The organism is Streptomyces sp. NPDC053493, from assembly GCF_044544825.1.
Taxonomy (GTDB): domain Bacteria; phylum Actinomycetota; class Actinomycetes; order Streptomycetales; family Streptomycetaceae; genus Streptomyces.
Genome location: NZ_JBITXS010000003.1, coordinates 453,427 through 474,870 on the forward strand (window position 1 = coordinate 453,427; position 21,444 = coordinate 474,870).

The window sequence follows — 21,444 nt, forward strand, 5'->3', positions numbered from 1 at the left end:
CCGCCCGGCCGGACCGGCTCGCGCGACCGGCCTTCCCGCCCGTCCGCCGCGGGACGGCCCTCGAACGGGTGAATCCTCCGGGGCCTTTCGGACCCTCGCTCCTCCTGACCGCCCGCCCCCTTCCGTACGGCACCGTCGTCTCCTCCTTCCCGTACTTCTGCTGCCTCCGGGCGCCCCGGCACCGCCGTGCCGCGAGCCCCCGCGACCCAGCACCGAGCACCCAGGGAGAACCATGTCCGTCGTCCCGCCCGTCGTGCCCTCCGTCGTCCCCGTCACCGCCGCGCCCGCCTTCCGCGGGCGGATCGGCTGCGACGTGCGCAGCGGCCACTACCCCGTACCGCACCGCTACCGGCTCCATCTGGCGCCCGCCGACCCCCGGTGTCTCGGCGTCGCCGTGACCCACGCCCTCCTCGGTCTCGACGACACGCTCCCGCTGTCCGTGCTGCCCGCCGTCCCCGACACGCCCGACGGCGGGTACGGCGTGCTGCGCCCGCTCTACGAGGCCAGCGCCCACCTCTACCGCGGCCCGGCCGCCGCGCCCGTGCTCAGCGACGGCTGGACCGGCCGGATCGTCTCCACCCACGTGCCCGACATCCTGCGCGACCTCGCCCTGCGCTTCCGCGGCGAAGGTCCCGAACTGCTGCCCGCGGACCGGGAGGACGAGATCCGCGCCGTCGCCGACCTGTGCGCGCGCAGCGTCCACGCCGCCGCCCAGCGCGCCGGCGCACTCGGCCTCGACGAGACGGCCGCCCACCACGACCCGCTCGCCGTGCTCTTCGCCGCCCTGGGCTCCCTGGAACGCCGCCTCGCCCGCGGGCCGTACGTCCTCGGCGACACGCTCACCGCCGCCGACGTGGCCGTCTGGGTCACCCTCGTCGAGCTCGACACCGTGCACCGCTGGCACCTCGACGCCGCCGCCATGGAGCGGGTCGCCGCCCATCCCGCGCTGTGGACCTACGCCGCCCGGCTCGCCGCCCGCCCCGCATTCGCCCGGCACCTCGACATCGACGCCCTGCTCGACCGGCACCGCGCCCACTGCCGCGGCCGTGAGGCCGCCGGCGCCGCCATGCGCATCGTCGACTGGACCGCGGCGCGCGCCTGAGCGCACGGCGGGCGAAGGCCGCGAGAGGCGCGGGCCGGGGCCGTCAGCCGACGCGGCGGCCGGCCATCGGCTCCGTCTCCTCGCCGCTTCCCGCCCGCGCGCCGCGCAGGAACGCCTCCAGGGCCTCCACCGAGGTCCTGGACGGCTCCCACTCCAGTTCGCGCCGGGCGCGGTCCGTGGCGAGCAGCGGCAACCGCAGCACCGCGTCGAACAGATCGGGCGAGGCCGGCGCCACCCGCATCCGCCACGCCGCCGAGAGGACGCCGCGGACCGCCGACGTCGGCACCTTGACCGGCCGTGCGTCGAGCAGCCGGCCCAGCACCTCGGAGTCGATCACCGGGTCGGCGGCCAGGTTGAACGCGCCGCGGACGTCCCGCAGCAGCGCCCGGCGGTAGGCGTCGGCGGCGTCGTCGGTGTGCAGCGTCTGGAAGCGCAGGCCGGACAGTTCCGGCACGAGCGGGAGCAGCTCCGGGCGGAACAGCTGCCCCGGCAGCCAGCGGCCGGCGAAGATCCGCCGCTGCTCGCTCGCCGACTCCTCCTTGAACAGGAAGCTCGGCCGCATCCGCACCACCCGGGTCTGCGGATGGTCGCGCTCGAAGGTGTCCAGGACCCGCTCCACGTACGCCTTCTCCCGGGTGTACGCGGCACCCGGCCAGCCGTGCGTCGGCCACGACTCCGACACCGGCGCCCCGTTCCCGGGCCCGGGCGAGTACGCGCCGACGGACGAGGCGCACACCAGGACGGGCACATGGGCCGCGGCGACCGCGTCGAAGACCCGCACGGAGCCCAGCACATTGGTCTGCCAGGTCGTCACGGGGTCATGGGTCGGCTGGAACCGCCACGCCAGGTGGATCACCGCGTCGGCGTCCGCCACGTACTGGGCGAGCCGTGGCTCGTCGCCCTCCAGCGACAGGTCCACCTCCGCCCACTCGGTCTTGTCCAGGGTGAGCCGGGGCGTGCGCCGGGCCAGGCCCAGCACGGACGCGACCCGGGGCTCCCGCTCCAGGGCCCGGAGCACACTCGTCCCCACGTTGCCCGTCGCTCCGGTGACGACGACGCGCAGCCTCTCGCTCGGGTTCATGTCTCGACCTTCCGCCATGTCGGCCCGCACCGCACCCGGGCGGCCGACCGGCGGTCACGCAGCGTGAAGCTGCGGGTCGCGCTTGTGAGCAGGTGCGCCGACCATGGGGGATCGGGGGACACCAGGGCTCACCAGGAGGAACGCATGCTGCTCCCCGACCGCAAGACGATCGACCGCCTGCTGCGGAACTACCGCACCCAGGAGCGGCTGGTCCTGTCCCGGCCGCACGACCCGTCGGCCCGCAGGCGGTTCGAGGACACCGCGTACACGCTGTGCGTGCTCATGGGGAAGCGGACCGCCGTCGAGGCCGTGCGGGCCGCCGAGCACTACACGGACGCGCTGAAGGTCTGCGGTCCCGCGCGCACGGGCGGGGTTCCCGCCGAATAGCGCCCGGTCCCGGGAGCCGCCCTCGCCGCCGGCTCCCGGGTCTCCGCCAGGCCCTCGCCGCCCTTCGGCCGAGGCGGCCGTGCCGAGGGGTCCCGCGGCCGCTCACGGGCGCGGGTGGCGGGCCCGTACGGCGTCGATGCAGGTGTCCCGGGACGTCGGGCCGCCGAAGCGCAGCCGGTCGTACGGGGCGAAGTCCGGTGCGAGCGCGTCGAGCTCGTCCACCAGGGCGTGCAGGGCGGCCGACCACGCCGGCGCCTGCGGCCGCGGGTCCGAGAGGGCGTCGGTGATCGCCGCCGTCAGCTCCGCCTTGCGGCGGATCGTGGCCGGCGAGACGTGGTGCAGACAGACGTACTGCCCGCTCAGATACGCCTCCCACTCCGCCGCGCCCTCGGCCGGGTCGTCCCAGTGCGCCGTGAACCAGGCACGCAGCCGATCCGGCCCGCCCGCCGCCGCGGCCAGGTCGAACAGATCGGCCGGAACCATCTCGGCGCCGTCCGACCGCAGATAGCCCGGCAGCGGCAGCAGCCCGTCCAGCATCTGCCGCCGCGCGTCGTCCGCGTCCCGCCCCAGCGCCGCGCACAGCCGCTCCAGCGGCGTGAACTGCGCGCTGACATAGGCGTCGTCCTCGGCCGTCATCGGATGATCGCCGTTCACCTCGCGAAACCGCCGCGCGACCTCCGCCGCGTACGCGCTCGTTGCCATGCCCCGCTCCTCCCGGACGGCCGCGAGGGACCCTCCCGTGCGGCCGTCCGTGCAGGCTAGGCGCGGGACCGTACGGCCCCGGCCGAACTGTGTCGGTCGGGGGGAGAGGCCGGGGACGGCGCTCAGTTGGCGCGCGCGCCGAAGCGCCGCCACAGCCACAAGGACAGCGCCGCACCCAGCGCCGCGCCCACCAGGGCGAGCGGCAGGCCGGCGGTGGTGCCGGTCGGCGCCGCACGGTTCGACGCGGTGCCGGCGAGCGCGCCGGGCGTCGCCCGCGCGTCGGACGCCGGGCTCGGCCCGTCCGCCTCGGGACCGGCCTGCACCCGCGTCTTCGCCGGCCGCTCCGCCGCCTGCGCCTGGACCCGACCGGCCGCCTGCGCCTGCCCGTGCGCCTGTGCCTGTGCCGTGGGCGGGTCCTCGGGTTGCGCCTTGGGCCGCGTCCCGGCCTTCGCCAGGGCCGGTCGCTGCCCCTTGCGCGGTTGCAGGGAGCCCACCGGCTGGACCAGGGACGAGGCCTCGAAGCCCCAGTCGAGCAGCGCCCGGGCCTCCTCGTACACCGCGAAACCACCGCCCCGAGGGTTCATCACCGACACCACCAGCGTCCGCGAGCCCCGCTTGGCGGCCACGACCAGCGTGTTGCCGGCGTTGCTGGTGTAACCGTTCTTCACACCGATCAGACCGGGATAGCGCGCCACGCCGTCCGCGCCCGTCAGCAGCCGGTTGGTGTTGGCGATGCCGTACGACCAGGAACCCGCGGGAAAATCGGCGTACGGCGTCGAGCAGTAGCGCACGAACAGCGGGTCCTGAAGCCCCGCCCGCCCGAAGACCGCCAGATCGTACGCGGACGAGACCTGGCCCGGCGCGTCGTAGCCGTCCGGCGAGACCACGTGCGTGTCCAGCGCTCCCAGCGAGCGGGCCTTCGCCTGCATCCGGCGGGCCATCGCGTCCCAGCCGCCGTTCATCGCGGCCAGCACGTGCACGGCGTCGTTCCCCGAGCTGAGGAAGACACCGTTCCACAGGTCCGACACCTTGTACGTGTAGCCCTCCTTCACGCCCACCAGACTGCTGCCCTCGCCGATGCCGGCCAGCTCCTCGTCGGCGACGGTGTGGCGCTCGTCCGGATCGTGGTGGGGCAGCGCCGTCAGCGCGAACAGCGTCTTCAGGGTGCTGGCGGGCGGCAGCCGCCGGTGGGCGTTGCGGGCCGCGAGCACGTCGCCCGTCGACGCGTCGGCCACCACCCAGGACTTCGCCGACAGGGACGGCAGCTCCGGCGCGCCCTTCAGCCGCTGGACCTGCGTGCCGGAGCGGTCGAGCCGGGCCGGGTCGACGAAGTGCCGGACGGGCGGGGTCGGCTCGGCGAGGACGGCGGCCGAGGCCGTGGGCACCGGCAGGACGGCGAGCAGCAGCGCCGCGGCTCCCGCGGCGGCATGACGGACAGCTGACATGACGATCATTCAGCCACCGTAGGAACGCCGCACCCGGCCCGCAGGGCGGAGTGCGCCGACCGGCGTAGCGCGTCGTCGCGAACGGCCGCACACCGTCCACCGCCGGAGCGAAAGACCCGGCCGCCGAGGGCCCCGGCCGGGCCGTCCGCGCGGCAGGGCATCCTGGTGACGTGTCCTCACTCCCGTATCAGAGCAGGCCCGTTGCGGCCACCGGCGCGCCGCCGCCGGCCGAACACATGATCGTCTGCGGTGACGACGTCCTCGCCCACCGCCTCGCGGCCGAACTCCACGAGATGTACGGGGAGCCCGTCACCCTGCTCGTCCCGCCGGCCGGCGACACACCCGACCGGCCCGTCGTGCGCACCGGGCGGGCCATGGCCCTCTTCGGACGGGTCACCGCGGCCGTCACCCGCACCACCGGCGCCGGCACCGGCTCCGGCGCCGGAGCGGCCAGGTCCGGGGACCCGCGCGGCGCGGCGCGCGGCCGCGGGATCCGGGTCGTGGAGGCGGCGGAGGCCGACGACGCGGTCCTGCTCGACGCGGGGGTCGAGCAGGCCGCGGCGCTCGCCCTCGTCCACGAGGACGACGAGCGCAACATCCGGGCCGCCCTCACCGCCCGCCGCCTCAACCCGCGGCTGCGCCTGGTCATCCGGCTCTACAACCGCAAGCTCGGCCAGCACCTCGCCACCCTCCTCGACCAGGCCGCGGCCGTCGCCGAACCGGGCCACGACCCGGACAAGCCGGACGCCGCCACCACCGTGCTCTCCGACGCCGACACCGCCGCGCCCGCCCTCGCGGCCACCGCCGTCGCCGGCGGCAAGAAGGTGATCCAGGCCGGCGGACTGCTGCTGCAGGCTGTGGACCGCCCGCCGCCCGCGCCCGGCCAGGTCGCCGACCCGGGCCTGTGCACACTGGCCCTGCTCTCCGCGACCAGCAGCGACCCGGCGGGCTACGAGGGCTCCGAGCGCAGCGGCGACCAGAGCCCGCGCCTGCTGCCCGGCGACGACGAGGTCGCCGCCGCGACCGGCCGCGGCATCGTCGCCCTCGAAGCGGTCCGGTACGAGGGCCCGGCCCAGGCCGGCGGCTGGCTCGGCGCCTCCGCGCTGCCGGTCGGCTCGCTCTTCTCCCGCCGGCTGCGCTGGTCCCTGGCCGGCGTCTTCGCCGCGGTCGTCGCCCTCGCCCTGGCCTCCACGCTCACCACCGGCGACCACCCGCTGCACGCCGGCTATCTGATCCTCCTCGACGTCTTCGCCATCGGCGATCCCGCCGTCGGCGAGCCGACCAGCCGTCAGCTCCTGCAGATCCTCGCCGGTTTCGTCGGACTGCTCCTGCTGCCCGTCGTCATCGCCGCGCTCCTGGAGGCCTTCGGCACCTTCCGCAGCGCCACCACGCTGCGCCGGCCGCCGCGCGGTCTCTCCGGCCACGTCGTGCTGCTCGGCCTCGGCAAGGTCGGCACCCGGGTCCTCGCCCGGCTGCGGCGGATGAACATCCCCGTCGTCTGCGTCGAGGCCGATCCCGAGGCCCGCGGACTCGCCCTCGCCCGCCGGCTGCGCGTGCCCACCGTCATCGGCGACGTCACGGAGGAGGGCGTCCTGGAAGCCGCCCGCATCCACCGGGCCCGCGCCCTGCTCGCCCTGACCAGCGTCGACATCACCAACCTGGAGGCCGCGCTGCACGCCCGCTCGATCAGCCCCGGACTCCGGGTCGCGCTGCGCCTGTACGACGACGACTTCGCCACCGCCGTCTACCGCACCCTGCGCGCGGTCCATCCCGGGGCCCTGACCCGCAGCCGCAGCGTGTCGCACCTGGCCGCGCCCGCGTTCGCCGGGGCCATGATGGGCCGGCAGATCCTCGGCGCCCTTCCCGTCGAGCGCCGCGTGCTGCTGTTCGCCGCGCTCGACGTCGCCGACCATCCGCTCCTGGACGGGCGCACCGTGGCCGACGCCTTCCGGCCCGGCGCCTGGCGGGTGATAGCCCGGGGCGACGCGGGCGTGCCGATGGACCGCTCCGGCTACGGCGCCTCGTGGGAGCTGCGGGCCGGCCACGTTCTCGGCCCCCGTGACCGGGTCGTGGTGGCCGCCACCCGGCGCGGCCTCGCCGAACTCCACGGCCGCGGACCCGGATCCCCGGGCACGGACGACGAGACGGACACAAGTCCTGCCGTATGACGGCGGATCGACCCTAGAATCCGTCGTGCCCGGCCGGGACCGACGCCGGCCTGTTTCCGCAGTCAGGAGCGCCCTCCGTGACCCAGCCCACCGCCGCCCAGGACAGACCGCCCTACCGGCTCGACCCGGCCGGCGGCTGCCCGCACGCGGACAACGCCCGGCTGCTCGCCCAGGGAGCGGTGACCCCGGTCCTGCTCCCCGGCGACGTCGAGGGCATGGCGGTGCTCGGTCACGACGCCCTGCGCGACTTCCTCTCCCACCCCGACGTCGCCAAGGGCGCCCAGCACTTCACGGCGCTCGCCGAGGGCCGCATACCCGAGGGCTGGCCGCTGCGCACCTTCGCCACCGTGCAGGGCATGACCACCGCCGACGACGCCGACCACCGGCGGCTGCGCTCACTCGTCAGCAAGGCCTTCACACCGCGCCGGGTCGAGGAGCTCCGGCCCCGAGTCCAGGCCGTCACCGCCGGTCTGCTCGACCGGCTCGCCGCTGCGGCCGAGGCCGGAGGCGGCGTCGCCGACCTGCGCCGCCACTACGCCCTTCCGCTGCCGCTCGGCGTCATCTGCGAGCTCCTCGGCGTGGCCGAGGAGCACCAGGAGCGACTGCACCGCCTCTCCAGCCAGGTCGTCGCCACCGACATCGGGCCCGAACAGGCCGTCGCCGCCAACCGCGAGCTCGTCGAGCTGCTCGCCGCCATCACCGCCGACAAGGCCGGTGCTCCCGGCGACGACCTCATCAGCGGCCTGCTCGCCGCCCGCGACGAGGGTGGCGACCGGCTCAGCCAGCCCGAGCTCATCGGCACCCTGGTGCTCCTGGTCATCGCGGGCCACGAAACCACCCTGAACCTCGTCACCAACGCCGTACGGGCCCTGTGCACCCACCGCGAACAGCTCGACCACGTCCTGGCGGGCCGCGCCGGCTGGGCGGACGTGGTGGAGGAGACGCTGCGCTGGGACAGCCCCGTCAGCTACTTCCCGTTCCGCTATCCCACCCGCGACCTCGTCGTCGACGGCACCCTCGTCCCGAAGGGCACGCCCGTGCTCGCCGGCTACTCGGCGGCCGGCCGCGACCCGAAGACCCACGGCCCGGACGCGGACCGCTTCGACGTCACCCGGGCGCCGGCCGCCAAGCACCTCTCGCTCGGGCACGGCGCCCACTACTGCCTGGGCGCCCCGCTCGCCCGCCTGGAGGCCACGCTGGCCCTGGAGGCACTCTTCACCCGCTTCCCGGACCTCGGCCTCGCGGTCCCCGAGGCCGAACTGCCCCGCCACTCCGGCTTCGTCGGCAACAGCGTCGGCGTCCTCCCGGTCCGTCTCGGCTGACCCGGCCGCCGCGCCGCCCGCGTCTCACCCGGCTCTTCCCCGCTCGGCGGCGGGGGAGGCCCGCAGCGCGGCCACCAGGCGCAACAGCCGCGCCTCGTTCCCGGAAAGCCCCGCCGCCCGCAGCGCCGCGTCCGCCTCCGCCATCGGGTGCGTGAGCATCGCCGCCGCGTACGGCTCGAGACGCGGGTCGGACAACACGGCCTGGGTGGACTCCAGCAGGCGCAGATAGGCCTGCGCGGCGGCGCGCTCACGGCTGGTCACGGTCGTCATGTCGGGCTCCCTCTCGACGGTTTGAGGCCGGCTCACCCCACCCTCTCGCACGGGTCTGACAACGGGCCCGGACCCGCCCTTCCGGAGGACCGTTCAGCCCTCCCGGACACCGCCGCCGAAGCCGGCCCCGCCGCCGTCCTCGGCCCCGGCGGGCCGGTTCGAGGGCCCGTCCTCGGCCTCGCCCGCGGGCCCGTCCGCGGCGCCGTCCAGCCGCGCGGCGAGCCGCTCCAGGAACGGCCGTTGCCCGGCGACCAGGAGCGGTTCGGCCTGGCCGAACGGGAACCAGCCGACCCGGTCGATCTCCGGGAACTCCCTCAGCACGCCCGAGCCGCGCGGCCATTCCATGGTGAAGGTGCCCGGAACGACCGCCTCCGGGTCGAGATCGCCCTCCACCGCCCAGATGGTGACGAGCTTTCCGTTGTTCTGCCGCACCTCGCCGAGGTCGATCCACGCCCCGTCCGGCGCGGGCAGACCGAGTTCCTCCTCGAACTCGCGGCGCGCGGCGGCCTCGGGCGTCTCGCCGGGGTCGTACTCGCCCTTGGGGATGGACCAGGCGGCGGTGTCCCGTGCGGACCAGAAAGGGCCGCCCATGTGACCGATGAGGACCTCGGTGACGCCGTCCGGCGTCCGGCGGAAGAGAAGAAGACCTGCGCTGCGCTTCTCGGGCATGGCGTCCAGTGTGGCGGACCCGAGGCCGTCGCACACCCTTCTCCGACGCGTCGGGAAACTTTGACGCGTCGGAGAAGTCCGACGTATCGTGGCGGCATGCCCACCGACGTGTTCGGCGTGCTGGCCAATCCGGTGCGCCGCAGACTGCTGGAAAGCCTGCGTGACGGGCCGCGCTCCACGGGAGAGCTGGCCGGTCTGTTCGAACTCGGGAGACCGGCCGTCTCCGAGCACCTCGCGGTGCTCAAGGCGGCCGGCCTGGTCCGCGAGGAACCGCGCGGCCGGCACCGCTTCTACCACCTGCGGCCGGCCCCGCTGGCCGAGGTGAGCGAGTGGCTGCACCCGTTCGAGCACTACTGGAAGCAGCGCCTGGACGCCCTGGCCGACCTGCTGGACGAGGAGAACGACACATGACCGACGATCCCGCCGAGGACACCCTCCACCTCGCGAAGTTCCTGCCCCACCCGCCCGCGGCCGTCTGGGCCGCCCTGACCGACCCCGAGCTGCACGCCCGCTGGTGGGCCGCCGGCGACGTCAAGCCGGTCGTCGGCCACCGCTTCACGCTCGACATGGGCAACTGGGGCCGGCAGCCCTGCGAGGTGACCGAGGTGGACCCCGAGCGGCTGCTCGCCTACCGCTTCGCCGAGGGCTCGCTCGACACCACGATCACCTGGCGCCTCGAACCGGAGGGCAAGGGCACCCGCCTCTTCCTCACCCACGCCGGCTTCGACCTCGGCTCGCCGCTCGGCCGTCAGGCGTACGAGGGCATGGGCGAGGGCTGGCCCCACGTCCTGGACCGCCTCGCCGAGGTCCTCGGTGAGCAGCCGCCCGCCGCCGACGCGCCTTCCTCGGGAGCGGAGGCCTAAGGCCGCCGAGACCTGCGGGCATGCCGGGCAGGCCGGGGCCGCCGCAGTCGCCGGCGGCCCCGGGCGGCTATCGCCGGGCGCGGCGCCGGGCGATGAGCAGGCCGAGCACCATGCCGACGAGCAGGGTGACGGTCAGCACGCTCCACAGCGGCAGCGTGACGGTCGGGATCCACAGCCGGATGGTCACCGACCCGGTGTTGGCCGCGATGAACCAGATGGCCAGGGCGGCCAGCAGCACGAAGCCGATGGTGCGCAGCCGCATGTCCCGCCCCTTGACCGTCAGGGTCGAGGGTTCGTGCCGTTTGGCGGTTTTCTGGGCCATAGAGCCCATTATCGGAGGGATGCCCCCGACGGGCGACCTCTGCCGGGCGAGCCGGGTGAGTCGGGCGAGTCGGGCGAGCCGGACGGACTGAGCCGCACCGTCACCGGCCTGCCCGCCGGATCCACCCGGTCGGCCCAGGCGGCGGTGTGGCGCAGGGAGCGGTGCGGCTCCAGGACGGCGGGCACCCGGTCCTCGTGCAGGAGACGGCCGCCCTGCCGCACCGTGAGGACGGGACGGACGAGGCGGGTCGTGGGGCGCAGCAGCAGCGTGGGGACCGGACCGGGCGGGAGACGGCCGGGAGTCAGCCAGTGGAGCGCGCATTCCGGACGCAGCGGGGCGCCCGGCTCCGGCCACGGCGCGCCCGCCAGGCGGGCCAGGACCGCGGTGGCGGCCGACCTGCCCTCCGCCGCGGCGACCGCCGCCGGCTCCACGCCGCGCAGCAGGTTGCCCGCCGCGAAGACGCCGGGCACGGACGAGTGCAGACCCGGGTCGACCGACGGACCACGGGTGGCCGGATCGAGCAGGACGCCGCCGGACCGGGCCAGTTCGTGATCGGGCAGCCAGTCGCCGGTGAAGACGACCGTGTCGCAGCGCAGCAGACCCGTGCGCCCGTCCGCGCCGCGGACCAGGACACCCGTCAGCCGGCCGCGCCCGACGAGTTCCACCACCCTCGCCCCGCGCAGCACCGGCCCCGGCAGTCGCGGGCCCCGCACCCGCTCGGCGACGATCGCCGCCACGTCGACACCCGCCCGTAGCAGCGTACGGGCCGCGTGCCCGGCGACCGGGTCGGAGCCGACGACGACCGCCCGGCGCCCGATCCGCTCCCCGCGCCATCCGAACAGCTCCACCGACTGCTGGAGTTCTCCGGTGCTGAACACTCCGGCGGGCCGGGTGCCCGGCACCAGACGGGCGCTGCGCGGCCGCTCGCGCGCGCCGGTGGCCAGCACGACGGCCCGGGCCGTGATCCGCTCCGGGCCGGTGGGCGCGGTGACCTCCAGGGTGAGCGGCCCGGCCCAGCCGGTCGCGCCGACCCCGGTCCGTACGGCCGCCCCGGCCCGCAGCGCCGACCGCACCGCCCGGCGGGCGTACACCGGGCCGCTGTGCCCGCCGAAACCGGACCGCCCGCAGTGCCGCGGCACTCCGCCCGCCGCCGTCTCCCGCTCCAGTACCTCGACCCGTCCCGCACCCGCGGCGGCGAGCCGGGCGGCGGCGGCCAGACCCGCGGGCCCGCCGCCCACCACGAGCACGTCGACCGTGCGGTTCACCGCGCGCCCTCCTCGAACAGCGCCCGCACGGCCGCGCCGCACGAGAAGCCCTGGCAGCGTCCGGCCCGGGCCCGGGTCCTGCGGCGCAGCCCGTCCAGGGACGCCGGCGGCACCGGTGAGGCGAGCGCGTCGCGGATCTCGCCGCGGGTGACGCGCTCGCAGTGGCAGACGACGCTGCCGTACGCCGGGTCGCGGGCGATGCGCGCGGCGTCCTGGTAGGGACGGGGAAAGGCCTCGCCCAGGTTTGGCATCCGCACGGGAGCGAGCGGCCGTTCGGGCCCCAGCTCCAGGCCGGCGCCGGCGAGCAGTTCCACGGTGTGCCGGCCGAGCGCGAGCGAGGCGGTCAGGCCGGTGGAGCGGATGCCGCCGACGGTGACGTAGCGCAGCTCGGGGTGAGCGACGCACTTGTAGTCCTCGGCGCCGGTCGCGGCCCGCAGGCCCGCGTAGACCGCGGTGACCTCCTCGTCGAGGAGCGGCGGCAGGATCCGGCGGCCCTGCTCCCGCAGCGCCGCGAGGCCCTCGGCGGTCGAGCCGGTCGCCGTCTTGTCGTCGAGGTCCTCGGCCGTCGGCCCGAGCATCACGTTGCCGTACACGGTCGGCGCGATCAGCACGCCCTTGCCGAGCGCGCCGGGCACCGGGAGCAGGATGTGCCGGACCAGCCCGCGGGCGAACTTGTCGAAGACGACGAGCTGTCCGCGGCGCGGCGTGACCTCGAAGTCGTGGCGCCCGACGAGCGCGTCGAAGGCGTCCGCGTACAGTCCGCACGCGTTGACCAGGAATCGGGTGCGCAGCACCCCGCGCCGGGTGATCAGCCGGTGCGGCGTTCCCGGGCCGCCCGGCCCGACCTTCTCCACCGGGCAGTCCAGATGGAGGTCGACACCGGACAGCACCGCCTGGGTGGCGTAGGCGAGCGGCGTCGTCCAGGAGCAGACGACCGACTCGCCCGGCACGTCCAGGGCGCCGAGCGCGCCCGGTCCCAGGTGCGGCTCGCGGGTGTACAGCTCGGCGGGCGAGAGCGGCCGGGTGCCGTGGTGCCCGTTGCGCACGGCCTTGTCGGCGAGGCGGGGGAGCGCGGCCAGCTGCTCCTCGTCCCAGGCGACCAGCAGCGCGCCGACCGGCTCGACCGGGATGCCGGTCTCCTCGGCGTACGCGGCGAGCAGTCGTCCGCCCTCCCGGACCAGCCGGGCCTCCAGGGAGCCGGGGACGGCGTCGAAACCGGTGTGCAGGATCGCGGTGTTGGCCTTGGAGCTGCCCTCGCCGATGTCGCTGCGCGCCTCCACGAGCGCGACCCGCAGCGAGTGGCGGGCCAGCTCGCGGGCGACGGCGCAGCCCACCACGCCCGCGCCCACGACGGTCACGTCGTACGTGGTCTCCGGCGTCGAGCTGTCCGGCAGGGCGCCGCGGCGGGTGACGGTCACGACCCGGCGCCCTCGGTGGCGAGCAGCGCCGCCACCGCCGTACGGAAGCGGTCCAGCCGCTCCGCGGCCTCGTCCGCCGTGATCCGCGGTTCGTAGACGGCGGACGGCTTCCACTCCGGGACGGCCTCGTGGACGGCCAGCGCGGGCGCGTGGCCGAGGCGGGCGACGGACGCCACCCCGAGGGCGGTGGCGTCCGGAAGGGCGGAGACCTCGACCGGACGCTGGAGCAGGTCGGCCTGGGTCTGCATGAGGAGCGCCGAGCGGGTCAGGCCGCCGTCGACCCGCAGCGTGGTGAGCGGCGCGCCCAGGTCGGCGCCGGCGGCCCCGGCGAGCTCCGCCACCTGCGCGGCGATGCCCTCGCACAGCGCCCGCACCAGCTGCCCGGGCCCGGTGTCCAGGCCGAGGCCGGTGAGCGCGCCGCGCACCTCGCCGCGCCACCAGGGCGCGGCGAGGCCCGCGAGCGCCGGTACGAAGGTGACGCCGCCCGCGTCCGGGACGGCGCCGCCCACCGGGTCGAGCTCCTCGGCCCCGGCGATGACGCCGAGGTCGGTGAGCCAGCGCACGGCGGAGGCGGCCGTGAACACCTGCCCGTCCAGGCAGTAGCTGGTGCGGCCCGCGAGACGCCAGGCCACACAGGCGACCAGGCCGGTCCCGCTCCGGCGCGGCGCGGGACCGGTCTGGGCGAGCAGGAAGGCGCCGGTGCCGTAGGTGCACTTGGCCGCGCCGGGTGCGGTCACGTCCTGGGCGAGCAGCGCGGCCTGCTGGTCGACGAGGAGCCCGGTCACAGGGAGCGGCGTGCCGAAGGCGGTGGTGGTGCCGACCAGGGTGTCGCAGTCGACGACCCGGGGCAGCTTCTCGCCGCCGAGGCCGTAGACGTCGAGGGCCGCCTCGGACCAGGCGACGGTGTCCAGGTCGAGCAGTCCGGTGCGCCCGGCGGTGGCGGCGTCGGTCACGAACGCGCCCGTGAGCCGGTGCACGAGCCAGGCGTCGCTCGTCGTCACGACGCCCGCGCCGGTGAGGTGGCGGCGGATCCAGGCCATCTTGGGCGCGGCGAAATAGGGATCGAGCGGCAGACCGGTGAGGCGTGTCAACTCCTCTGCGTGCTCCGCGAGTTCGTCGCACAGCGGGGCCGCTCTGCGGTCCTGCCAGACGAGCGCGTCGGTCAGCGGTTCGCCGGTCGCCGGATCCCAGGCGAGGACCGTCTCGCCCTGGTTGGCGAGGCCCACGGCGACCACCGGCTCGCCTGCCTCGGCGAGGGCCGCCCGGCCGGCCGTGACCACGGAGTCGTACAGCTCACGAGGGTCGACCTCGACCAGGCCGCCGGGCAGGAAGCGCGGGCGGACCGGGGCGAAACCGGTGCCGAGCACCCCGCGTCCGGGGCAGACGACGAGGGCCTTGGTGCCGGACGTGCCCTGGTCGACGGCGAGTACCGGGCCCGTCATGTGTGCGACTCCTGCCGTTCATGGGTGGTCGAAGGTCCTTGATCGCGTTCCCGATCGTGGAACCGGTCAGCCTGATGCAGCCCGGGCGGCACGTCAAGACCGCCCCGGCGAAGCCGTCAGGTCTCCGTCCGGACACTGACATCAAATCAAATTCGGTCGTTGGCTTGATAGTTCCGGTCACGGAGAAAAGTGGATCGGTCACGTCCGGCGACCTCTATAGTGATCGCCGATCAACGGCCGGGACGGCCAAGGGGACCGACCACCCCCTCCACCCATCTCACCGAGGAACCATGTCACCCACCCTCCGCGTCGCCTCCTGATGGCCGCGCAAGGCTTCCGGCCCGTCTACCACCCGGCGGGCCAAGACCACGCCCTGCGCGGCGCCGTCCAGGAACTGCGCACCGGCCGCTGGGTGGCCATGGCCGGATTACTCGACGAGACGACCGGCTGGCCGGCCTGGACCCGGCGCACCCAGGTCCTCGCCGCCGTCGCCGCCGGCACCGACGTCGTCGCCACCTGGCGCGCCGAGCAGCCCGACTCCGTGCCCGCCCTCGTGATGCACGCGCGCGTGGCCGTCGAACGGGCCGTCCGCGCCCACCGCACCAACCACCCGCGCACCCGCGAACTCTGGCAGGAGGCCTGGACCGCCTGCCTGGACGCCGCCGAACTCGCGCCCGCCGACCCCGTGCCCTGGGTGTGCCGGCTCGCCCTGTCCGTACTCGACGCCCAGCAGCGGATGGAGGAGCACCGGACCGTCCCGCCCGCGCCGATGCTGCCGCCCGGCCCGTGGGGACTGCTCGCCGAGGCCGAGAAGCGCGACCCGTACAACCGCGAGGCGCACCACCGGATGCTCCAGTTCGTCTACGCCCGCCGCCCCGGACCGCTCTCCGAGGCCGTCAACTACGCCCAGTGGGCCGCCTCGTCGGCGCCCGTCGGCTCCGCCCTGCACGCCCTGCCGCTCTACGTACGGGTCGAGCGCTACCGGCGCGAGCGCGGCTACGAGCGGGCCCTCGACCTCCACTGGGTCGCCGAGGACGCGGTGCGCGACGCCCGGCGGGCCATGGACGACTGGTTCCTCTTCTGCGCCACGGACGAGGCCAGCCTCCTCGACCTCAACCACCTCGCCCACGCCCTCTACGGGGCCCTGAAGTTCACCGACGCGGCCCGGGTGTTCGAGACGCTCGGCCCCTACTGGACCCCGCAGCCCTGGTCGTACCGCACCGCCCACCCCGACGAGCGCGGGGCGGCCGAGGAGGTCTTCCTGCGGGCCAGGTCCCGGTGCCTGGGCGGCGCCGAGGCCAGGCCCGGCCCCTGACGGAGTCCGCGCCACGCCCGGCCCCTGACCGGAGCCCGCGCCAGGCCCGGCCCCTGACCGGAGCCCGCGCCACGCCGACCTTCCCACGTCACGCCCGTCGCCCCCCCGAATCCCCCGTACGTCCCCGCTTCCCTTCCCCCGGAGGAACGCATGTCCCGCACCGCTCCCACCGACGCGATACGCAAGCCGCCACCCGGCGCGCCGGACGAGGAGGCCCGGCTCAGAGAGCTCGGCTACCAGCCCGTCCTGGCCCGCCGGATGGGCGGCTTCGGCAACTTCGCCATCAGCTTCTCGGTCATCTCCATCCTCTCCGGCTGCATGACCCTCTACGGCTTCGGCCTCGGCACCGGCGGCCCCGCCGTCATGCTGTGGGGCTGGGCCGGCGTCGGCCTCTTCGTGCTCTGCGTCGGCCTCGCCCTCGCCGAGGTCACCAGCGCCTACCCGACCTCCGGCGCGCTCTACTACATGGCCGACCGGCTCGGCGGACGCCGCTGGGGCTGGTACACCGGCTGGCTGAATCTGCTCGGTCTGCTCGGCGCGATCGCGGGCATCGACTACGGCGCCGCGCTGTTCACCGGCGCCTTCCTCAACCTCCAGTGGGGCATCGTCCCCACCGCCGGATCGACCTTCCTGATCTTCCTGGCGATCCTGCTCCTGCACGCCGTGCTCAACCTGTACGGCGTCCGCCTGGTCAGCGTCCTCAACTCGATCAGCGTCTGGTGGCACCTGGCCGGCGTCGCCGTCATCGTCGGCGCGCTCGCCCTCGTCCCCGACCACCACCAGTCCGCCACGTTCGTCTTCACCGAGTTCGTCAACGACACCGGCTGGTCCAACCCGCTCTACGTCGCCGCGATCGGTCTGCTGCTCGCGCAGTACACCTTCTCCGGTTACGACGCCTCCGCCCACCTCTCGGAGGAGACCGCCAACGCCTCCGTCGCCGCCGCCAAGGGCATCGTGCGCTCCATCTGGGCCTCCTGGATCGCCGGCTTCGCGCTGCTCGCCGGACTCACCTTCGCCATCCAGGACTACGCGGGCACCCAGAACAGCGCCACCGGCGTGCCGCCCGCCCAGATCCTGCTGGACGCGCTGGGCGCCGGCGGCGCCAAGGCCCTGCTGCTCGTGGTGATCGTGGCCCAGCTCTTCTGCGGCAACGCCGAGGTCGCCGCCGCCAGCCGCATGGTCTTCGCCTTCAGCCGCGACAACGCGCTGCCCGGCTCGGCCCTCTGGCGCCGGGTCAGCAGCCGCACCCACACGCCGGTGCCGGCCGTCTGGCTGTCCGTGGCGGTCGCCGCGCTGCTCGCCGTGCCCTCGCTCTACTCGGCCACCGCCTACGGCGCCGTCACCGCCATCAACGTCATCGGCATCACGCCGGCCTACGCCATCCCGATCCTGCTTCGGCTGCGCGCGGGCAGGAACTTCGTCCCCGGACCGTGGAACCTGGGCCGCTGGAGCCGGCCGATCGGCTGGATCGCGGTGGTGTGGGTGGCCTTCGTGACCGTGCTGTTCTGCCTGCCGCAGAAGTTCCCGGTCGACGTGGAGTCGATGAACTACGCGGCGATCGCGCTGGCCGTCGTGCTCGTGCTCGCCAGCGTCTGGTGGTACGTCGCCCGCCGCTCGTACGGCACTCCGCAGTCGTACGGCAGCGCCCGCGAGGAGGCGGAGATCGCCGAGGGCATCGTCTGACACGCTGCCCGGCGCCTGTTCGTCCCGCGACCGGCGTCCTGCGACCGGCGACCGGCGACCGGCGCTGTTCGTCGGGCGGCGACCGGGCCGTCCGGGCGACCGGCGGCGGTCACGGCGTGGGCCCTGGCGGAGGCCCGCGCCGGGGCCGGCTCAGTCCGCGAACTCGCAGGTCCAGGCGTCCGCCCGGGCCACGAGGTCGATCTCGGTGACCTCCAGGGTGTGTCCGTGCTGGTCGCTCACCACCCGGTGCACGGTCAGCCGGGGCGCACCGCCGTCCGGGCGGCCCGGCCGGCCCGGCCCGTGCTCCGCCTCCGGCGCACCGGGCCCGGCCGGCACGCCGACCGACTCCCGGTGGGTGGTGCGCAGCCCGGCCTGGTGCGTCCAGTGGTACAGCAGCCGCAGGTCCGGCTGCCGGTGCCGCTCGGCGCTGCGCCGGTAGCGGCCGAGCTGCGGGATCTCCGCCAGTGCCGGCCGCGAGAACCAGCTGACCGAGCGCTGGAGGCACGCGTCGCCCGGGCCGAGCACCACATGGCGGTGGACCAGCGTCGGCTCCTCCGCCGCCAGCGCGAGCCGCCCGGCCAGGGCCGCCGGCGGCGCCTCCCAGGAGAGCGTGGCGCGCACCAGGGCGTCGGCGGCGCGGTGCCCGCCGGGGAAGGTGCGCCGCAGCGGGACGGGCGCCTGGGCGTCGGGCTCGTGGGCGGCGGCGAAGGTCCCGCGCCGGTCGGTCACGACGAGCCGCTCCTCGCGCAGCAGCTGGAGGGCGCTGCGGACGGTCTGCCGGTTCACGTGGTGGCGGAGCGCGAGATGGCGCTCGGAAGGCAGCCGGCTGCCGGGGGCGATGCGGTGGCGGGCGAGGTCCTCGCGCAGCGCGCGGGCGACCTTGAGGTAGAGCGGAAGCGCCGCCCTCGATCCGTACTCGGGAACGGGCTCGGCCATGTCTCGACCCTTTCTGTCGTGCGTCGGTCAGCCATTGCGGGGTGTGATCACCCGAGTCGCATGGGTGATCAATTCCTATCAGTGGTCTAAACCATTGTGGAAGTCCCGTCGGTGAGAGTGGCCGAAACGAGCGCCGCGCCGTGTAATGGATCGCATCCCGACACGGTGCGAGAGGCGGGTGAGGCCGGATGGCGACACCGTCCGAACGAGCCGAGAGAGGCCGGGCCGCCCGCAAGCGCGTCCCGCGCTCCTCGCACGGCCGCTGGATACCGTCCTCCCAGCGCCCCGACCCGCTGGCCGTCCTGGACCGGCAGGCCGTCGACCGGCTGCCCGACCTCGTTCCCATCCGCTACGGCCGGATGGCGGTCTCGCCCTTCGCCTTCCTGCGCGGCGCCGCCGCCGTCATGGCCGCGGACCTCGCCGCCCAGCGGCACACCGGACTCACCGTCCAGCTCTGCGGCGACGCCCACCTGCTCAACTTCGGCGTCTACGCCTCACCCGAACGGACGCTTCTCTTCGACGTCAACGACTTCGACGAGACCCTGCCCGGGCCCTTCGAGTGGGACGTCAAACGCCTCGCCGCCTCCGTCGCCGTGGCCGCCCTCCAGAACGGCTCCAGCAAGGCCAAGGCCCACCGCGCCGCCCTGGCCGCCACCGAGGCGTACCGCACCGCCATGCGCCGCCTCGCCGGTTTCGGCGAGCTCGAGGTCTGGTACGAGCGGATCTCCGCCGACGACCTCTCGGCCCTGGTCCGCCGGACCGAACGGCAGCGGGTCGAGAAGAACCTCGCCCGCGCCCGCCGGCGCACCAGCCTCCAGGCCGTCACCCGGCTGACCGTGAGCGACGGCGCAGGCCGGCGCATCGTCGACGACCCGCCGCTGCTCGAGCGCACCACCGACATCGACCGGATCACCCTCGGCAAGATCTTCCACGACTACCGCAGCTCCCTCTCCGAGGAACGCCGGCTGCTCCTGGACCGCTTCACCTTCGTCGACGCCGCCCGCAAGGTCGTCGGCGTCGGCAGCGTCGGCACCCGCTGCTTCGTGCTCCTCCTGGAGGGCCGTGACGACAACGACCCGCTGTTCCTCCAGATCAAGGAGGCCGGCCGGTCGGTCCTCGAGCAGTACCTCTCACCCAGCGCGTACGCCCACCAGGGCCGGCGGGTGGTGTACGGCCAGCGGCTCACCCAGGCCGCCAGCGACATCTTCCTCGGCTGGATGACCGGGCCCGAACAACGGCACTTCTACTGGCGCCAGCTGCGCGACATGAAGGGCTCCGCCGAGGTCGAGTCGATGTCCCCGGCCGTCCTGCGCGCATACGCCCGCCTGTGCGGCCGCGCCCTCGCCCGCGCCCACGCCCGCTCCGGCGACCGCATCGCGATCGCCGGCTACCTCGGCGGCTCCGACGTCTTCGACCGTGCGATCGCCGACTTCGCGCTGCGCTACGCGGCCCAGAACGCCGACGACTACGCGGCCCTGAGCGCGGCCATCGCGGCCGGCATGGTGACGGCGGCCCCGGGCGTCTGAACCCGGAACCCGACGAAGACCCGGGACCGAGCGAGCCCGCCCGGACCCGGGACGGCACGAGCCCGCCCGGACCCGGGACCGTCGTGCGACATGACCGCCGTTCAGAGGGTGTGGACCGTCGCCAGGCCGTCCGCGTCGATCACGCAGCGCTCCGCGGAGGTCTTCTCCGTGAGCCGTGCCTCGAGGTCGCTCTGCGCTCCGGCGATGCAGAACTCCGCCCGCAGCGGAGGCGTGCCGTAGTACTGGCCGCCGTCATTGGGGCAGTCGAACGCCCTGGGTGGCGGGTCGGAGCAGCTGCTGCCCGCCGGCGGGTCCCTTCGCTCGGGATGGGTGAAGCCCGCGCAGTGCGTCATCTCATGGATCAGCGTCTGCGCGATCTCGTCGTTCCCCTGAGGGAACAGCACGCCGAAGTTGACGTCGATGTGCGAGCCGCCCACATGCGCCGACGCGTTGACGCCGGCCGCGGTGGTGGTCCCGTGCGAGATCGACGTCTGGTACTTCCTGAGCAGCCGCAGCTTCTCGTCCCCGCTGATGCGACTGCACCCCGCGATGCTCGCCACCGCGGCCCGGTGGCGGTCGACGAGCCGGTCGCGGTTCTGCGCCGAGATCGTCCCGTCGAACGTGAACTGCGGAAGGAATCCGGGCACGATGCGGAACGTCGCGTCACGCCGGGCCAGATCGGAGTCGGCGGGCTCCACGAACAGGTGGAAGTCCCGGTGACGGAGGAACCGGTCGGGAAAGTTCAGCGACCGGAACGAGACGGCGGTGGGATCGTCCAGGCCCGGTGTCAGGACGAACGTGGCGTCCTCACGGATCTGCTGGCTGTCGTTGCCGCCGGTGTGATCGTTCAACTTGATCCGGAAGCCCTCGTGCCGGAGCACGTGGCCGGGGAGGTTCTGCGAGCGCAAGGACACCAGAGCGCTGTCGGCCAGTCCTTCCGCCAGTTCGAACGTGGCGTCCCGCCGGTCGAGGTCGTTCCCCACGCCGGACAGCTCGCCGAGGAAGTCGGCGTGGCGGACGAACAGGCCGGGAAGGTTCGTCGATTCGATCGCGATGGTCGTGGTCATGACTCGGCCCGCCGTCAGCCGGCGAATCCCGGTACCAGTCTGAACGTGGAGTCCAGCCGGGCCAGATCGCCGTCGATGGGTTCGAGGAAGAGGTGGAAGTCCCGGTGCCGCAGGAAGCGGTCGGGGAAATTGAAGGACCTGAAGGACACGGCCGTCGGATCGGCCAGGCCGGGAGTCAGGAGGAAGGTCGCGTCGCCTCTGAAGACGTCGCTGCCGCCCGCCTCGGTCTGGTCGGCCAGCGCGATCCGGAAATTCTCGTGCCGCAGGACGTGCTTGGGGAGGTTGTGGGAAGCGAACGACATGAACCGGTTGTCGGCCAGGCCTTCCACCAGGTGGAAGGTCGCGTCCTCGCGGTCCAGGTCACTCGTCACCGCCGACAGCTCGCCCAGGAAGTTCGCGTGACGAACAAACAGATCAGGGAAGTTGAAGGACGAAAGGGAGATACCCATGACGATGGCCTC

General features: G+C 74.6%; 21 protein-coding genes. 9 read left to right on the plus strand and 12 right to left on the minus strand.

The window, feature by feature from the left end:
* The first annotated feature begins 232 nt into the window (after positions 1–232).
* Complete coding sequence (locus ACIGO8_RS11900; RefSeq protein ID WP_399727762.1) at positions 233–1,102, plus strand: glutathione S-transferase C-terminal domain-containing protein; 870 nt, start codon at positions 233–235, stop codon at positions 1,100–1,102.
* 43 nt (positions 1,103–1,145) lie between these two features.
* Here the strand turns inward: ACIGO8_RS11900 and ACIGO8_RS11905 are convergent, their stop codons facing one another.
* Entirely contained in the window at positions 1,146–2,183 is a 1,038-nt protein-coding gene (locus ACIGO8_RS11905; protein WP_399727765.1) for an NAD-dependent epimerase/dehydratase family protein, read from the minus strand.
* A 144-nt stretch (positions 2,184–2,327) separates the two neighbouring features.
* Between ACIGO8_RS11905 and ACIGO8_RS11910 the strand changes: the two genes are divergently transcribed.
* Entirely contained in the window at positions 2,328–2,570 is a 243-nt protein-coding gene (locus ACIGO8_RS11910; RefSeq protein WP_399727768.1) for a DUF5133 domain-containing protein, read from the plus strand.
* 102 nt (positions 2,571–2,672) lie between these two features.
* Here the strand turns inward: ACIGO8_RS11910 and ACIGO8_RS11915 are convergent, their stop codons facing one another.
* Entirely contained in the window at positions 2,673–3,272 is a 600-nt protein-coding gene (locus ACIGO8_RS11915) for a DUF6058 family natural product biosynthesis protein (protein ID WP_399727771.1), read from the minus strand.
* A 122-nt stretch (positions 3,273–3,394) separates the two neighbouring features.
* Complete coding sequence (locus ACIGO8_RS11920; RefSeq protein ID WP_399727774.1) at positions 3,395–4,726, minus strand: D-alanyl-D-alanine carboxypeptidase family protein; 1,332 nt, start codon at positions 4,724–4,726, stop codon at positions 3,395–3,397.
* A 227-nt stretch (positions 4,727–4,953) separates the two neighbouring features.
* Between ACIGO8_RS11920 and ACIGO8_RS11925 the strand changes: the two genes are divergently transcribed.
* Both ACIGO8_RS11925 and ACIGO8_RS11930 read left to right on the plus strand, forming a co-directional pair.
* Complete coding sequence (locus ACIGO8_RS11925; protein ID WP_399728530.1) at positions 4,954–6,885, plus strand: NAD-binding protein; 1,932 nt, start codon at positions 4,954–4,956, stop codon at positions 6,883–6,885.
* Positions 6,886–6,962: 77 nt separating this feature from the next.
* Positions 6,963–8,207, plus strand: coding sequence for a cytochrome P450 (locus tag ACIGO8_RS11930; protein WP_399727777.1), 1,245 nt, complete (start codon positions 6,963–6,965; stop codon positions 8,205–8,207).
* A 24-nt stretch (positions 8,208–8,231) separates the two neighbouring features.
* Here the strand turns inward: ACIGO8_RS11930 and ACIGO8_RS11935 are convergent, their stop codons facing one another.
* Both ACIGO8_RS11935 and ACIGO8_RS11940 read right to left on the minus strand, forming a co-directional pair.
* A complete protein-coding gene (locus ACIGO8_RS11935; protein ID WP_399727779.1) occupies positions 8,232–8,477 on the minus strand; it encodes a hypothetical protein in 246 nt (81 codons plus the stop codon).
* A gap of 93 nt (positions 8,478–8,570) precedes the next feature.
* Positions 8,571–9,146 carry an NUDIX domain-containing protein gene (locus ACIGO8_RS11940; protein WP_399727782.1) on the minus strand — a complete coding sequence of 192 codons (576 nt, stop codon included), beginning with the start codon at positions 9,144–9,146 and terminating at the stop codon, positions 8,571–8,573.
* A 96-nt stretch (positions 9,147–9,242) separates the two neighbouring features.
* Here ACIGO8_RS11940 and ACIGO8_RS11945 point away from each other — a divergent pair, with 96 nt between their 5' ends.
* Entirely contained in the window at positions 9,243–9,557 is a 315-nt protein-coding gene (locus ACIGO8_RS11945) for an ArsR/SmtB family transcription factor (protein ID WP_399727785.1), read from the plus strand.
* On the plus strand, positions 9,554–10,009 hold the full coding sequence (locus tag ACIGO8_RS11950) for an SRPBCC domain-containing protein (RefSeq protein ID WP_399727787.1): 456 nt from the start codon (positions 9,554–9,556) through the stop codon (positions 10,007–10,009). Before ACIGO8_RS11945 ends, ACIGO8_RS11950 begins: the two co-directional genes overlap by 4 nt.
* 67 nt (positions 10,010–10,076) lie before the next feature.
* Here ACIGO8_RS11950 and ACIGO8_RS11955 read toward each other — a convergent pair whose 3' ends face one another.
* The 4 genes from ACIGO8_RS11955 to ACIGO8_RS11970 are packed head-to-tail and all read right to left on the minus strand — an operon-like array spanning position 10,077 to position 14,456.
* Positions 10,077–10,331: a DUF1049 domain-containing protein gene (locus tag ACIGO8_RS11955; protein WP_399727790.1), complete on the minus strand. Its 255-nt coding sequence runs from the start codon at positions 10,329–10,331 to the stop codon at positions 10,077–10,079.
* Positions 10,332–10,339: 8 nt separating this feature from the next.
* The gene (locus tag ACIGO8_RS11960) at positions 10,340–11,596 is read right to left on the minus strand and encodes an FAD-dependent oxidoreductase (protein WP_399727794.1); all 1,257 of its coding nucleotides are present in this window, start codon (positions 11,594–11,596) and stop codon (positions 10,340–10,342) included.
* Positions 11,593–13,014 (minus strand): FAD-dependent oxidoreductase, encoded by a 1,422-nt coding sequence (locus tag ACIGO8_RS11965; RefSeq protein WP_399727797.1) that lies wholly within the window; start codon positions 13,012–13,014, stop codon positions 11,593–11,595. Before ACIGO8_RS11965 ends, ACIGO8_RS11960 begins: the two co-directional genes overlap by 4 nt.
* On the minus strand, positions 13,011–14,456 hold the full coding sequence (locus ACIGO8_RS11970) for an FGGY family carbohydrate kinase (RefSeq protein ID WP_399727800.1): 1,446 nt from the start codon (positions 14,454–14,456) through the stop codon (positions 13,011–13,013). The genes ACIGO8_RS11965 and ACIGO8_RS11970 overlap by 4 nt, the downstream gene beginning before the upstream one ends.
* A gap of 319 nt (positions 14,457–14,775) precedes the next feature.
* On the opposite strand from ACIGO8_RS11970, the gene ACIGO8_RS11975 reads away from it, so the two are divergent.
* Both ACIGO8_RS11975 and ACIGO8_RS11980 read left to right on the plus strand, forming a co-directional pair.
* Positions 14,776–15,771, plus strand: coding sequence for a hypothetical protein (locus tag ACIGO8_RS11975; protein ID WP_399727803.1), 996 nt, complete (start codon positions 14,776–14,778; stop codon positions 15,769–15,771).
* Between the two features lie 150 nt (positions 15,772–15,921).
* Complete coding sequence (locus ACIGO8_RS11980) at positions 15,922–17,454, plus strand: amino acid permease (RefSeq protein WP_399727805.1); 1,533 nt, start codon at positions 15,922–15,924, stop codon at positions 17,452–17,454.
* 150 nt (positions 17,455–17,604) lie between these two features.
* Here the strand turns inward: ACIGO8_RS11980 and ACIGO8_RS11985 are convergent, their stop codons facing one another.
* On the minus strand, positions 17,605–18,390 hold the full coding sequence (locus ACIGO8_RS11985; protein WP_399727808.1) for a GntR family transcriptional regulator: 786 nt from the start codon (positions 18,388–18,390) through the stop codon (positions 17,605–17,607).
* Between the two features lie 188 nt (positions 18,391–18,578).
* On the opposite strand from ACIGO8_RS11985, the gene ACIGO8_RS11990 reads away from it, so the two are divergent.
* Positions 18,579–19,916 carry a DUF2252 domain-containing protein gene (locus ACIGO8_RS11990; RefSeq protein WP_399727811.1) on the plus strand — a complete coding sequence of 446 codons (1,338 nt, stop codon included), beginning with the start codon at positions 18,579–18,581 and terminating at the stop codon, positions 19,914–19,916.
* Between the two features lie 101 nt (positions 19,917–20,017).
* On the opposite strand, the gene ACIGO8_RS11995 is transcribed toward ACIGO8_RS11990, so the two are convergent.
* Both ACIGO8_RS11995 and ACIGO8_RS12000 read right to left on the minus strand, forming a co-directional pair.
* Positions 20,018–20,983, minus strand: coding sequence for an AbfB domain-containing protein (locus ACIGO8_RS11995; protein WP_399727814.1), 966 nt, complete (start codon positions 20,981–20,983; stop codon positions 20,018–20,020).
* A 14-nt stretch (positions 20,984–20,997) separates the two neighbouring features.
* Entirely contained in the window at positions 20,998–21,432 is a 435-nt protein-coding gene (locus ACIGO8_RS12000) for an AbfB domain-containing protein (protein WP_399727816.1), read from the minus strand.
* Positions 21,433–21,444 lie beyond the last annotated feature (12 nt).